This window comes from Ktedonosporobacter rubrisoli (genome assembly GCF_004208415.1).
Taxonomy (GTDB): domain Bacteria; phylum Chloroflexota; class Ktedonobacteria; order Ktedonobacterales; family Ktedonobacteraceae; genus Ktedonosporobacter; species Ktedonosporobacter rubrisoli.
The window spans coordinates 8030691-8045329 of the sequence record NZ_CP035758.1 but is presented as its reverse complement, the minus strand read 5'-3'; the positions used below and the strand labels follow the sequence as shown (position 1 = coordinate 8045329).

Below are 14639 nucleotides of genomic sequence, written 5' to 3'. Positions count from 1 at the left end.
CCCTCCCACAACTTGCCTAGACCTCCACTTCCTCGCGTACCCAGTTCGGCATTACGCCCCACAGGTTGAGGGCCATCGAACGCGTATGCCACAGGCGCGGAGGCGAAGTCACGTCGTGATCATAATATTGCTGCAAATCCGCCGATAGCTCAATATGCTGCTCATCGGCATCGGTAAAGCGCACGAATAAATCGTTGCCAGCTCCATGCCGGCCAGGTCCCCACAGGATCGGCACCCGGCGCTGACAGAGACGATCGGCCCAATGCAACAGTTCCTCGCCATTGGCGATAGTATAGCCAATATGCTCAATACCGGGCTGTCCCTGCATAATAACCAGCGCGTGATGATTGCTGTTGCAGCGCAACCAGGCACATTCGCGCAACATCCAATCGGAGATATCAAAGCCCAGGGCCTCTGTATAAAACTCGACCATGGCCTCCAGGCGCCTGGTACGCAGGGCGATATGTTGCAAAGCCTGGGGGCGCGGCCCAGAGCCGCTTCGTCCGCCGGAAGCTGGACGCGCCGACCAGCCTTCGGGCGCCACAAGAATCTCGATATGGTTATCATCAGGGTCCTGAAACCAGAGCGTATCGCCTTCCTGCGCATCGCCATCGCGGGGACTCAAAGTGAGTTGCAGACCATACATCTGGAGGCGAGCAGCGAGAGCAGCCAGTTCGGCATCTGTATCGACGGCAAAAGCTATATGGTGAAGCGGAGAGAGTTGAACGGGGCGCCGGCCATTGCCGGTAGTGCTACGTGTATCATTATATAGGGCCAGGCTATGATGCTCATTGCCAAGAGCCAGGAACGCATCAGAACCTTCTAGATCGACATCTTGCTCTGTATCCTCATTGAGGGGCAAGCGCAAACCAAGCCCTAATACCTGACAGTAGAAACGTGCCTGTGCTGAAATATCTGACGTCCACAAGCCTACATGGGCTAAGCGCTTGACCTTAACCTTCTGTATCTGCTGATTGCTCACTGCAGCCTCCTGATACTTCCTTGCCTTCAAACATCCATGGCCTCCTCGGGTAAAACCCTACCAGAGCCCCTTGATGATCGCGCCTGGGCCGCCAAAGGCACGGTCCCGGCCCTCGCCCTCCTGCCTGACCACACCGTACTATCTTCATAAGAAGTTCTGCCGGCAAACCTCTTCGCTATAGAGCATGAAGAGATCATACCGAACACCGGACTGAAGTATAGTCTCAGCCCGGCCCAACTAAACCCTATCTTGCTTAAGTCGGCAGAATGGCGGAGCGCCATGTCTGAACGCGAACAAGTACAATTGTATGGCCCTGATTATTTACAATTAAAATTCAAATTTAAATACACATTAACTCTTATCATACTTCTATCGACCAGGAGGGTCAATCAGATTACCCGAAGGTCATACTCAGGGCTTGACCCAGAGTACACTCTAGATTGTATGCTTGCCTTGTAAGCGAAAAGAAAGAGGCCATGATGAACAAAGAACTATCTATCCAACAAGTTGCAGAGATAACTGGACTCAGTATCCACACCCTGCGCTACTATGAGCATTCAGGTCTTCTGGCTTCCACAAGGATTCGCCGCTTGCCCAACGGACATCGGCGCTACGACGAGGTTGATCTTGAATGGATCGATTTCGTCAAATGTTTACGCGAATCAGCTATGCCCATTGCTGAGATGCAGCATTTTGCTGAAATAACCAGGCAAGGGGCTTCAACAGTAAAAGAGCGGCGCGAATTGCTAGAGGCTCACCGGCTCAATTTATTGCAGGATCTGCAAAAAATGCAGCAGGCCTTAGCCAGCATCGAGGCCAAAATCTCCCATTATCGTGAGCTTGAGAACGAAATAGAGCATACATAGCAAGCCGCACGACATTCAGCGACACCGAAATAACGCAGCCATAAAGAAAGAGAGCAAGCATCTTGACAAAAGTATGGTTTATTACTGGCGCCTCAAGGGGCTTAGGGCGCGAGTGGGCGGAAGCCGCCCTTGAGCGTGGCGACAAGGTAGCTGTGACCGCCCGCAAGATCGAGACCCTTGACGAGCTAGTTCAAAAGTTCGGCGCTAACGTTCTCCCTCTCCAGCTTGACGTGACCAACCGAGCGCAAGCGTTCAATGCCGTAGAGCAGGCAGCCGAGCATTTTGGCTCGTTGGACGTTGTAATTAACAATGCTGGCTATGGGCACTTTGGTATGGTCGAGGAACTGAGCGAGGATGATGTGCGGGCACAGATGGAGACGAACTTCTTTGGTACGCTGTGGGTCACACAAGCCGCGCAGCCGATCATGCGCAAACAGCAGGCGGGCCGCATCATCCAGGTTACAAGCGAGGGTGGCATCCGGGCTTTCCCCAACATTGGCGCTTACCACGCCTCGAAATGGGCGGTCGAAGGATTATCCCAAGCGCTGGCGCAGGAGGTCAAGCCATTTGGCATCCACATCACCTGCCTTGAGCCCGGACCTTACTCAACTGGCTGGCTGGCTGTCGGATCGCGTAAGAGCAAAGAAAATCCCGACTACCAGGTTGTGCGTGACAGCATTGAGTACGGCTGGGAGCTTGGCACTCCCAGGGCCAGCCGCGCCGGCATCTTGCAGATCGTCGACGCCGATCAGCCTCCGCTGCGGATCTTCTTCGGCAAATCTCTGGAGCCGATCATCGCCGAGTATAAGCAGCGCCTGGCAACCTGGGACAAGTGGCTACCAGTCTCGATCGAAGCCTACGGAGCCTCCAGCAGTGAGTAGAAAGATTGGGGCCTTCACATTTGGAAAGAGGAGGATGATAGGAAGAGGTTCGCAGAGAGTTCTTCCTTGGTCTTGAGATTGTTCAAGGTTTCTAAGCAGCATTGTAAGGAGAAGCTGGGGAAATCTCCAAATGGTCCGTCGAATGCAACATACCTACGACTATAATACTTATCGCAGATGTGTGGTTAACTCGTTTGGCTCATTGGCACCGATCACTTCACAGTCAAAGAGGAACTGAGTCCTGGCCCACAAGCGCCAGATTTTGCCCAACAATCGCCAGAAAAGGATGTCACTTGTTATGTTTGATTTGCGTTTAAATTATCCCCTCATTGGAGAGGAAGCAGCATTGATAGAACATTGCATACACAGCATGCCCTCCAACGAACTGGAGCAGCGTCTTCTGCTCCCATCCTGGTCAGGAGCACTACAAGATCGTGTTCTTGCTGCGCAATGGCTCGGCCTCTCAGGAGAGGAGAGCATTTCCATCTGTATGAGTGCCCACCATGCCCTTATTGCACTTGCATTTGCAGCAGAACTTCGCGGAGCAACCATTGTCACAGAAGACTACACCTATCCAGGCTTCAAAGCAATAGCCGATCTTTTCGAGATAGGTCTACTTCCTTGCGAAACAGATGCATACGGGCTTGTTCCCGATGCCCTCAAGGCCCTCTGCGCACAACATAGCGCTCGGGCGCTCTATATTCAACCAACGATCCACAACCCATTAGGTATACTGATGCCACTTCAACGCCGTCAGGAGATCGCAGACCTTGCCCAAAGATATGGTCTCTTTATTATTGAAGATGATGCCTATCGCTTTCTGGCGAAAGATGCTCCGGCTCGCTTCTATGATCTTGTGCCACAGCAAACTGCATTCATTATGAGCCTAACAAAACCAGTGAGCCCTGCGTTGAAGATCGCGTATCTTCTTGCTCCCCCACAGCTTGCCCCAGCGCTTGCTACTGCCATTCGGCTCACCAGTAGCGGAGCTTCAGCACTTCTCTCTGGCGTTGCTAGCAAGCTCATCCATGAAGGGCTCATTGATCAACTGATCAGGCGTAAACGGCAGGAAGCCGCTGTGCGCCAAATCGCTGCCAAGCAGATACTTGTAGATCTCTCTCTCCAGTCGCATAGTACTAGCTATCATATCTGGTTACGCTTGCCAGAAGGGCTGCAAGCTCCTCAACTTGAACGAGCATTGCGCAAACACGATGTCGCGATAGTTAGTGGAGAAGAGTTTGCTGTGGAACAACACAAGGGTAGCCAGTATATCCGTATTGCGCTAGGAGGCGAAGCTGAGCAATTGCGCTTAGAACAAGGAATACGCCTCCTCAAAGAAGCACTTTAGATGCTAGGAGAGCAGAACTTCCTTCTCCTACAGAACCTCCTGACATATATTATGTTCTGACGAGCGCTGATCAGTTTTCCTTGTGGTATGTTCTATTTTGCGCAGGTAGGAGCACCTACTCCAGAGGTATTACAAGAAGCCTTCGGACAAGCGCTCCTCACAGGATGCCTCTAACTAGTTTACCCATTGCAGATATCATATCAAATCAGCTTGAGTACTTACCAAATAGAGTAGCGTGACCTGGCGGCGCCATTGTGAGAATGCACCCTCTTCAAACTGATTTGATATCAGTGGTTGGGGTGGAGAAAGTCGCGTAGAAGTAAGAGCTTAATAGCTCAAGAATACTGCGCACCGTGTAGAAAGCAGATCCCGAACGCCCCCAACCAATCAAGGAAAGGAAGGGAGGTATTCGGGAACATTCTCAGATCCTCAGCGAAAAACATAGCAATTCCACAGGGCATCCACTTTTATTGAGTGCCTTATTCTTCGCCGACAGAAACATCAGCCTGGCTCACCGGCTCCTCGCGCGAAGCCGACTCGGCCTGCCCCTCAGCAGAGCCTGCGAGGAAGTGCTCAACATCGGATGAAGAGAGATCTATCGTCTCTAACACCCGAATAAGCGGCGTAGAGGGCATGGGCGTCTCCGGGAAATAAGGCGTGGCCGGGATGTCTTCGGCGGCGCCCTCCTTCTTGACAGGTTGCTCAGCTGGCAGCTTTGAAAGCGCCCCAATTACATGGCGTATCTCGCGATATAAAAGCCGGCTGGTAATGGCGGCCATCGCCAACCAGATCAGAGCTAAAAATACAAGGAGTGCCCACAAGCCCAATACGGCTATGGCGAAAACCATGCCCCCAAGCAGCAAAATAGCCGTGAGGATGGCATAGAAATAAATACGCGTCCTATAGCTGAAGCTTGACAGCCATAATCCTCTCATGATCATCGATCTGCGCCGTTGCGCAACTCTCCCTGTTGAAATGCAGCGTCGCATGTAAGCGGGCCAGAGAGCCCTGCTTACCCCCGCATTGCACTGTCTGATAGACTGTAACCCTGTAAGCTCAAAGTTAGCGGCAGGGTCCTTACACTCTTCACGCTTTGCAACAGGCTGCTTTACTTGACGGTCATCCTTTATCCTTCTATGTAGTCTACTCGCTCTGCTGACCCTACTCACCCTACTCACCCACATGACCCTTCAGTAGAACAGAAGCACTGTCCCATCGCGACACTGAAGTGCCGGTAGCGACTACCGGCAAACTTCAGCGCGCGGCGTGGAACACACTCCCAGCACCACACCATCCACTCAGGGCGAATAATCCACACAACCTCCTACGTTGCAATGCCACCACAAACTAACCACCGCACCACCAACCCCCAGGACGATTTGCTCCCGCCAACAAACAGCCTCGGCAGCTCCACCCGACTCATCCCCCAACCTCACATGCTGACGACGCTACAACATAACCACCACACCACACCTGGGAACAAACAGACCCTGGCATTGCCTCGTTTCCCCACTCCCAACACGCACACAGTGGATGGACGCCACCCCTGCACATCCTGACAGCAGCTCCATGGCCCAAGAGCCATGTCTACTTCATGCATAACACCTTGTGTTCACACATCGGCACTTCACTATCGCGACGGGAAAGTCATGCTCGTAGATACGTTTTTCATCCGCGCGCTCCACTATCACAGCATGCAGCCAGACAGACGTAAGGGCGCGAGACGAGTTTTAGAAGAAACAATAAATACAGTACCTCCTGGGGAAACACTACCACCACATTTCGTAATTTGTGACCAGATAGTGGTCATGTGGATATTGTAATGCGCGTGGGTCCGCAAATGGTTATGAAGAGATGGAGATTTAGTTAAGATGCGCCGTTTTTGCTTATCGAGTTCTTAACGAATTTATCGAGTAATCTATTTATTGCCATATCGAAATGATGTAATTGTCAATGTATAAGATATAGAGTCGGGGTCAACCTTGCGAGCAAAGAGAAAGATCCGCACTCGCAAGACCCGGCTCAGTCCTGAACTTCGCTCTCCTCGACGTGCAGCTTGCCGCGGAGCACATCGGATGAAGGTGTATAGGAAGGAGGGTCCCATTCAAATGAGACCTTCTGGCGCTTGACCGGAACATCAGCCAGAAGTTTATCCCAACCTCCCTCGCGGGTTAAAGAGAGCTGCATTTGTTGCTCATCGACCTCCAGGCGGCGTGAGAGCACGCCTACAAGTTCGGACTTAATAAGTTCGAGCAGTTCAGGATTTAGTTTCAGGCGATCGTGGACCAGAACCACCTTAAGGCGTTCTTTGGCCACCTCGCCCGGCGTGGGCTTTTTTCGACCGACCATAAACTCAAAAACACCCATCTCTTCTTGCCCCCTTTTTAGGATGACTGGGAGCGCGCCTGCTTCCCGGTCACTGCTGGACCAAACCCGACCAAACGGCGTAACCTTTCGAGCAGCGTTGGCGAATCTTCCACCTCATCGAGGGGAATCTCCTCGCCGAGAATACGCTGGGCGGCATGATAAAAAGCGCGTCCGGCACGCGAACGCTTCTCATAGACGGCGGGTTCGCCTTTATTAGTGGCAATAATTATCGCTTCATCCTCGGGGACGATACCTAATAGATCGATACCCAACACTTCAAGAACATCCGCGACATCCATCATATCGCCCCGTTTGACCATTTCTGGACGCAAGCGATTGAGAATCAGGCGTGGCTCGGGCTTACCTGCCGCCTCAACGAGGCCGATAATGCGGTCGGCATCGCGTACCGAGGCCATTTCGGGATTGGCCACAATCACAATCTCGTCTGCTCCAATTATCGCATTACGAAATCCCTGCTCGATGCCAGCGGGAGAGTCAATTACCACGAAGTCGAACTCCTGGCGGAGCTGCTGGCATAGCTGTTCCATCTGAACACTATTTACAGCGTTCTTATCGCGAGTCTGGGCGGCAGGTAACAAGTAGAGCTCGGGAAGACGTTTATCCTTGATCAAGGCTTGCCGTAAGCGGCACTGGCCCTCAACTACATCAACCAGGTCGTAGACAATACGATTCTCCAGGCCCAGCACGGCATCAAGATTGCGCAAGCCGATATCTGAGTCTACAACTGCGACTTTCTTTCCCTGCATGGCAAGGGCAGTGCCTAGATTGGCAGTTGTCGTGGTCTTACCAACACCACCCTTACCTGATGTAATTGTAATTACCCTGCTGTCCATGCTCTCTCCCTATTGAAATACTCTGTTCAGACTTAGGTTCGCAGAACAATGTGCGTTCTGTTCTTTACAGTGATTTAGTATACCACGAACCGCTGTGCATCAAAAAGGTACACATTCGGGATACGGAGCTTTCGTGAATGTCACGGGGAGCTTTAGGGGCAACACTTGGCAGGCCCCTAAACACCTGCTTGTTGGGTATTTTTACTTTATTTTTGCTACCTTACTTTCGGGGTGGACGACCGCTTATCCACGTCTCAACAACAATTTGCCCATGTCTGATGGTGGCTACTTCGGGCCGGGGCTGCGCCTCAAAGCCTTCGGGTGGCCGCGATAATAAATGGGCAATGCGTAGCTGTACGGGGGATAATAAGAGTGAACAGACCACGGCATCTTCATGATCGGGATAGCCTGCGTGGACCATGCCGCGCAAAACTCCCCAGACCACGATATCTCCACCCGCCACTATTTCGGCTCCTGGATTGACATCTCCAAGAACAACTACATTACTATGATGATGAATTGCCTGTCCTGAGCGGACTGTGCGCCTTAAGAAGAGTGTGTCATCCGACTCACGAGGATCGCGCTGCATACGCACTATCTCCCGCGCTGGATTGGTAAGCGGGGACGACTCCAGCGGTAATGTTATCGTTTTCTTTGCGTCCCTGCGTGCCTCTGTCACTTTCTCTAGAGGTTGCACTGACATTTGATAATGTGCTAGCAAATTTTCCAATTGGATTTGCTCACTTACACGAAGGCTTCGACGACTGGTATCCAGCGTTAGCGAGGCTCCCCGGAAAAAGGTCGGGGCCTCCGACAGTCGCTCGGCGAGCGCATCTAGCAGTTCGCCAAAAGGAGTCTCTGGCTCCAGCGTCAAAAGCAAGCCACTACGTGTTCCTTTTATGGCAATATATCCTTGCACAGACTGTTTATCCTCCTTTTCCAGTCTGCTTCGTTGCTTTCGTGCCTCCGACGCCTCTTTACCTGAAATGTCCTCCATAACCATTGGTCCCCACTTGCTATTGGAAGCAGGATGTGCAGAACAAGTTGTCTGCTTTATGCCTTGCGGTATATGTGCTTAGATACATATACATCTGGTCATCATATAGTATAAGCACGCCTCCATGAAAACGCAATAGGAATGAGCTTTCGTAGCCGCATTGGGATAAACCAACGGCTGTGGTATGTCTAGTTTATCACATCACGCTGGTAAAACACGAGTCGATTCGGGCTCTATTGGTTTTTGCGGCATAATATTAATGGAATATTTATCCGCTCTCAAGGGGGCTTGACGATGCAGCCTCTTGACAGCCTGGAGATAGTTATACAAGGAGGATTTGTCTATGGTTGATTCTATGCAGTTTCCTACGCCGCGCGAGCATGTGCTGCGTGCTGGCGATACGACGATAGGGGTGATCCCTGAGATCTGCCTGGTCTCGCATTTTCAGGTGGGACCCTGGCAGGTGCTCTATCGGCCTCAGGAGACGGGCAATGTGACGCGCTGGGGGCTGCCTTTGATGATCCCTAACTTTGCACGCCTCAAGGATGGGATCTTTAAGGAGAAGGGGACGTCCTTGCCTATCCACGGCTTTGGCCGCAATCTGCCCTGGACGGTGACAGAGGAGAGCGAGACTTCGCTCAGCTTACAGCTTGAGAGCAGCGATGTGACGCGCCCGCAATATCCCTACGAATTTACTTTTACGTCTACCGTGGCAGTGAGTGAGGCGACGCTTACCTATACGTTGACGATGGAGAACCGCAACGATGAGGTAATGCCGATTGCGCCAGGCTTTCATCCCTACTTTGCGATTAAGCAGGAGGATAAAAAGCGTCTCAAGGCTGACGGCCCTACCGGCTTCTCAGTTGATGCTTTTCAGTGGGATACCAATCCGCCCGACAATCCCTATCCTTTTCCTCGCCAGGTCGCGCTGCAGTTTCCCAACAAAGGAACGCTGACGATCGCTGAGGTGCCGCACAGTGGACAGTACTCTTTGCACATGATGCAGGTCTGGTCAGAACCGGTGACGGCTCCCGACCATGCCTTTGTCTGCTTTGAGCCGATTGTGACGCCGGCCGATGGGCTCAACCGTCCCGCCGATAGGCTCAATATCGCGCCACATAGCGCGCATACGCTGATCTTGCAACTTACGGCCAGACCGCGCTAGGCCTGATCTGGCAGGGCATAGACTTCTCTGGCCACGCGCTGTCCAATGGCATAGGCTTCCTCGATGGGTAAGATTACTATGTCGGGATGGGCAACTTGCCAGGTGCTTGCTGCCTGCTTTGAGCTGAAGAAATAGATATGATTGCACAGGTTGCCGCGTATGTCGCAGCGTACAGCGGCGGCCTCGGGTAGGACGAGGGAGATATAGGCTCCGGCTGGCTCCAACTGCTCTAGCTTTTCGGGCGTTACGCTGAGCCTGACGAGCTCATGGGTAACGGGGCAGGCTGATTCTACGTAGGCGCGCTCCTGCAGGACGACAGGATAGAAGAGCGTGTCAAGCGCGCACCAGGTGTAGAGCGCGTGGCCGCGTATGCTAATATGGTGCGGCGTGGGCTCCAGCGACAAAACGGCGCCTATGATATCTCCCTTAGCGTTATATTCGATTTTGGCAATGGCTTTGAGCGCGCTTTCTACCTCAGCGAGCGACCAGCGCATGGCCCTGGCCAGTTGTGCCCGACTCACTGGTTGGCCATCGGCTAGTAGAAGCATAAGCTGGCGGCAGAGCGCAGCATAGCCCTGACAGCTCTCTTTGATATTCTGGATCAGGCTGTGGGCAATCTCTTCGTGGCTGTATTGAAGCATCCTCTAGATCTCCTCTTCGGCTGATTATACGGGTATTGCATAGGCAATGTGCGTCTATTCCTGCAGGTGCATCAGGCGTTCACGGCTAGCTGGGAGCTTAGAAGCTGCTCGATTTTTGCGGCGGTTCCAGAGCCGGGCTGTGGCGAGTGAATTAGCACGCACAGATCGCGAGAATCGGCAGTCTGAAAAAAGAGAAAATCAAAGCTCAGTTTGCCGGCCAGCGGATGATGCATCGCTTTGTGCCCTTCCGAGATATTGCGTACGTCATGTAGAGCCCACAATTCCCGAAACTCAGCACTGTTCCGGCTCAAATCGGCGATCTGCCTGGCCCACCAGGGATCATGGATGAAACGCGCATATTCAGCGCGAAATTGCGCCAGGCACACCCGCGCGACTTCCTCCCAGTCCTCGATTCTTTGCCGCGCTGGAGAAGTAAATATATTCCAGATCAAGTTTTGCTCACGCACAGACCTCCCGGCATCGCCAAAGACGGCGAGGAAGGCGGGGTTCCGCGCCACAATATTCAGGCGAGCATCAACGATGCACGAGGGGCTTGTTCCCAGCTGGTCGAGAAAATGCTGTAAGGTTGGGCTTATCGTCGCTGAAGGCGCCTCTACTGGAGGTGGCTGTCTTAGCGCGAGTAAGAATAAATGCGCACGTTCGTTGGCGTCAAGCTGCAATATTCTTGCCAGGTTTTCTAATAACTGCACGGAGACGTGAATATCCCGCCCCTGCTCAAGCCAGGTATACCATTCAGGAGTTACTCCGGCGAGCAGAGCGACTTCTGCCCGCCGTAAGCCGGGTGTCCGCCTGCGCATGCCTCTCGGTAAGCCGACCTGCTCTGGCGAGATACGGGCGCGGCGGCTGCGCAAGAACGCGCTTAATTCGTAATGATGTTCCAACGCTAATTGCTTCATAAAGCAGTGACCTTCTCTACTCTTTGCTATGAGCTTAAACTAGAAGTGTTAGTTCCTGGATAAATGCTTATCTTATTAAAACATGTTCCTCATTATACACTAGTGACTGATGAATGAGGTGAGTGGACCCGGCGGAGGGTGCCAACCAGAACTAGCAAGGGAGGCCCGGGCCCTATCCGCGAGGAAAGGGGCTCGCTGTCGGCTCCGCTCGGCGCTTTGTGAATTGGCGCTCCTATCGTATGGCCACCCTATCAGAATCCAACTATAAGTTTAATGGAGGAATTTCTAGATGAAAGTTTTCGTAACCGGCGCAACAGGCTTTGTTGGCTCGGCTGTCGTGCGCGAGCTTTTAGCTAACGGGCACCAGGTCCTTGGCCTTGCTCGCTCAGATACAGCTGCGGCAGCTCTCTCCGCAGCCGGCGCAGAGGTACATCACGGTACGCTTGATGATCTCGACAGCTTGAGAAGCGGAGCAGCTATAGCGGACGGCGTGATTCATACAGCCTTTATTCACGACTTTTCCGACTTCGCAGCAGCAGCCCAGACCGATAGGCACGCCATCGAGACAATCGGTGCAACGCTTGTTGGGTCCGGTCGCCCGTTTGTCGTGACGTCTGGAACTGGCACGCTGATACCGGGTCGCCTCGGGACTGAGGAGGATACTGGCGATCCTGCTTCGGCGGCGGGGGCTCGCCTACGCTCGGAAGAAGCGGCGCTCTCGCTGGTTGCGCGCGGCGTGCGCGCCTTGGTTGTGCGCCTTCCACCCTCGGTCCATGGCGAGGGCGACCACGGTTTTGTTCCAGCCCTCATCAACATCGCACGCGCTAAAGGCGTCTCGGCCTATCCTGGCGACGGCACAAATCGCTGGCCCGCCGTGCATCGCCTTGACGCGGCCCATCTTTTTCGTCTGGCCCTGGAAAACGCCAAAGCCGGCACCCGCCTGCACGCAGTCGCCGAAGAAGGGATACCGGTGCGCGAGATCGCCGAGGTCATTGGCCGCCGCCTGGGCGTTTCGGTCGTCTCGCTGCCTGTAGAGGAAGTCGGCGCACACTTCGGCTGGCTTGGGCATATCTTCTCAGCTGACATCCCAGCCACAAGCGCGCTGACCCAAGAATGGTTGGGCTGGCATCCCGTGCAACCCTCTCTCCTGGCGGATCTCGCCCAGGATCATTACTTTAAGCCCTAGAGGTAATGTTCAGGCAGGTTGCGCAAACCCGCCACGACGCGCTCAGAGTAAAGACCTCTTGCTGTGGCATTGTTCCACGGCCGAGAGGCTTTTCTGATACATGCTCATGTTGCGCCCAGCGCTTCGCAAAAGCATAGAACTCGGCTTTGAACGATCTCCACGTAACTATATTGCCGCATCTTCCCGATCTTCCTCTTTGCTTGATTACGGCTGTATCATAAGCAAGATACAACTTCGCAAGGCGAAAAAAGACAAATCTTTTCTCTATGGCCGGCAAAACAGACCTTTTGGCGCATTCTTACCACTACGTATATGAGAGTCCATACAGAAAGGTAACAAAAGATTGTCTATGCAGGAGAACAGCGATGCTCACCTGGTAGCACGGGCGCTGGCAGACGACGCGCAGGCCTTCCCCTTGCTTATTGAGCGCTATCAAGCCATGGCTTTCTATCTTGCCCGGCGCTCTATCGGCGAGGATGAAACGGCCCGCGAGCTGGTGCAAGAAGCATTTTTACAAGCCTATCTCTCGCTTGAACATCTACGCGAGGCTGCCAGCTTTAAAAGCTGGTTTTACGGCATTGTCCTGAATATATGTCGCAGCTGGCGGCGTATGCACCCGGAGCTGGCGGTCTCGCTCGATACGCAAGCGCCATTGTTTGAGCGCTCCTTTGTCAGCGATCCACAAGAGCTGGTCGAGGAGCACGAATTGCGCCAGATGGTGCGCGCTGCTCTTCAAACGCTTACCCCTAAGAATCAGGCCGTTGCTTACCTCTTCTACTACGAGGATTTGAGCATTCAAGAGATAGCCAGCCGCCTGAATATCGCGCCCTCGGCTGTGAAGAATCGCCTGCACAAAGGGCGCCAGCAGCTCTCGGCTCAGTTGCAAATCCACTATCCCGAAATTGGTAAGCACACGGCTAGCGCTAGCAGAAAGAGGTCTATCATGCACTATCTCAAACTTGTCAAAGCTGTGCAGGAATCGCACATGTTCTCGAAACTAACGCTGCCCATTCTGCTTGACGAAGCAGGGCAACGCGCCTGGATACCTCGTCTCTCTGCATACACCTACATGCATACACAGAAGAACCTGGCTCTTGAGCAGGACGAGCCCGAGCCGGATACCACCGACTTTCTGGTAGATATGCTCCATGCGCTCAAAGGGCGGGTCGAAGAAGTGGCTGTTGAAGTGCTCTATGAGGATCTGCTCTATGCTCGTGTGCGCCTGCAGGGAGCGCGCGGAGCGAAGACGCTGAAAGCACGTTTCGAGGATGCTTTGCAGCTGGCCATACGCGAGCAAAGTCCTATCGCAGTCGCTGAGGAGGTGCTTGAGCGGCAGGCTATCGCGCTTAGCGACTATGGGGAGACGCAGCCGGAGCAGCTAGCCAGCATAGAGCAGTTGATCGAACAGAGATCGTACAGCGCACTGGCTCGCCGCGAAGAGGCCAGCAATCTTGATTTTAGCGCCGGGCTGCATGGCTGGCAGATCTTTACTCCAATCCAGGCAGCCAGCTATCAGCTTGATCAGCAGCAGAGATATCAAAATAAAGTAAGCTTAAGGTTCACATTGCAGCAAGAAGATGGCCCGCATATCGTTCTTCTGTCCTATAAAAGCTTTTCGGCCCGTCAGTATCGCGGCAAGCGTTTGCGCGTGCGGGCTTATATGAAAGCCGAGGGCATGCCGCAACCCCTTTTCCATATGCGCCTGTCAGGCCAATTCAGGCACATTGCCACGGATGAGGAGGATAGAGTGATTACAAGTTACAACGTAGATAACGATACGCTCTATATTGCTGATAGCGGGCGCTGGACAGCCCACGACCTGGTTATGGATATTCCAGAGCAGGCCGAAAGCATTACGCTCAATTTTGTGGCGCGCGAACGGTCTAAAGGAACTTTCTGGGTAGATGGCGTTCAGCTTGAGACAGTTGATAAGCAGGTAGCTCTCAGTGAATTATCTATTGATCCACCGCCACTGAAGGCCGTCAATCTTGATTTCGCGCAAGATCTGCTTTTCTGGAAAACCCGGGGCAAGACGCCCTGGCAATACGAGCGCGGCGTCGATCATAGCTCAGCGTCTCCCGCTGCTTACCTGAAGGCCAGCGTTGCTGCCCCAGATGCTCCCTATACGCTGCAGCAGACGGTTAGCGCGCAACGCTATGGCGGGCACGCTGTCCGGCTCTCGGCCAGCGTCAAAACTAGCAGCGTTGCCCAACAAGCGAGCCTGTTTCTGGCTGCGCGCTTCGGAAACAGTGATGCCAAAGAGGTGCTCAAGGGTACAAACGATTGGACGCGCTACGAGCTGGTTCTAACGATCCCGGCTAATGCATCTGGCCTGAGCTTTGGTATTACCCTGCATGGTCAGGGGCAAATCTGGCTGAAAGATGTGCAGCTCCAGCTGCTTGAGACAAGCCAACAGTAGCCACGCTTGAATCTAT

At 53.3% G+C, this 14639-nt stretch carries 13 protein-coding genes; 6 read left to right on the top strand and 7 right to left on the bottom strand.

Translation table 11 applies throughout. The features are described 5' to 3' along the window. Positions 1-16: 16 nt before the first annotated feature. Positions 17-1012, bottom strand: coding sequence for a VOC family protein (locus tag EPA93_RS34890; protein WP_129891941.1), 996 nt, complete (start codon positions 1010-1012; stop codon positions 17-19). A 446-nt stretch (positions 1013-1458) separates the two neighbouring features. Here EPA93_RS34890 and EPA93_RS34885 point away from each other — a divergent pair, with 446 nt between their 5' ends. The 3 genes from EPA93_RS34885 to EPA93_RS34875 all read left to right on the top strand — a co-directional run bounded on the left by EPA93_RS34885 (position 1459) and on the right by EPA93_RS34875 (position 4077). After that, entirely contained in the window at positions 1459-1848 is a 390-nt protein-coding gene (locus EPA93_RS34885; RefSeq protein WP_242527207.1) for a MerR family transcriptional regulator, read from the top strand. Positions 1849-1910: 62 nt separating this feature from the next. Then, entirely contained in the window at positions 1911-2729 is an 819-nt protein-coding gene (locus tag EPA93_RS34880; protein ID WP_129891940.1) for an SDR family NAD(P)-dependent oxidoreductase, read from the top strand. Between the two features lie 298 nt (positions 2730-3027). Then, positions 3028-4077, top strand: a complete 1050-nt coding sequence (locus tag EPA93_RS34875) for an aminotransferase-like domain-containing protein (protein ID WP_165423601.1) — start codon at positions 3028-3030, stop codon at positions 4075-4077. Positions 4078-4556: 479 nt separating this feature from the next. On the opposite strand, the gene EPA93_RS34870 is transcribed toward EPA93_RS34875, so the two are convergent. From EPA93_RS34870 to minC, 4 genes are all read right to left on the bottom strand, one after another. Then, positions 4557-5012, bottom strand: a complete 456-nt coding sequence (locus EPA93_RS34870) for a hypothetical protein (protein WP_129891938.1) — start codon at positions 5010-5012, stop codon at positions 4557-4559. Positions 5013-6099: 1087 nt separating this feature from the next. Further along, a complete protein-coding gene (gene minE / locus EPA93_RS34865) occupies positions 6100-6444 on the bottom strand; it encodes a cell division topological specificity factor MinE (protein WP_129891937.1) in 345 nt (114 codons plus the stop codon). Positions 6445-6461: 17 nt separating this feature from the next. Then, entirely contained in the window at positions 6462-7298 is an 837-nt protein-coding gene (minD, locus tag EPA93_RS34860) for a septum site-determining protein MinD (protein ID WP_129891936.1), read from the bottom strand. A 220-nt stretch (positions 7299-7518) separates the two neighbouring features. Continuing rightward, positions 7519-8217: a septum site-determining protein MinC gene (minC, locus tag EPA93_RS34855; protein WP_165423600.1), complete on the bottom strand. Its 699-nt coding sequence runs from the start codon at positions 8215-8217 to the stop codon at positions 7519-7521. A 421-nt stretch (positions 8218-8638) separates the two neighbouring features. Between minC and EPA93_RS34850 the strand changes: the two genes are divergently transcribed. Continuing rightward, positions 8639-9460, top strand: coding sequence for an aldose epimerase family protein (locus EPA93_RS34850; RefSeq protein WP_129891934.1), 822 nt, complete (start codon positions 8639-8641; stop codon positions 9458-9460). Here the strand turns inward: EPA93_RS34850 and merB are convergent. Together merB and EPA93_RS34840 are read right to left on the bottom strand one after the other, a co-directional pair. After that, complete coding sequence (gene merB / locus EPA93_RS34845; protein ID WP_129891933.1) at positions 9457-10101, bottom strand: organomercurial lyase MerB; 645 nt, start codon at positions 10099-10101, stop codon at positions 9457-9459. The genes EPA93_RS34850 and merB overlap by 4 nt on opposite strands. 71 nt (positions 10102-10172) lie before the next feature. After that, positions 10173-11018, bottom strand: a complete 846-nt coding sequence (locus EPA93_RS34840) for a helix-turn-helix transcriptional regulator (RefSeq protein ID WP_129891932.1) — start codon at positions 11016-11018, stop codon at positions 10173-10175. A gap of 289 nt (positions 11019-11307) precedes the next feature. Between EPA93_RS34840 and EPA93_RS34835 the strand changes: the two genes are divergently transcribed. Next, complete coding sequence (locus EPA93_RS34835; RefSeq protein ID WP_129891931.1) at positions 11308-12204, top strand: SDR family oxidoreductase; 897 nt, start codon at positions 11308-11310, stop codon at positions 12202-12204. Between the two features lie 349 nt (positions 12205-12553). Next, complete coding sequence (locus tag EPA93_RS34830; protein WP_129891930.1) at positions 12554-14623, top strand: bifunctional nuclease domain-containing protein; 2070 nt, start codon at positions 12554-12556, stop codon at positions 14621-14623. Positions 14624-14639 lie beyond the last annotated feature (16 nt).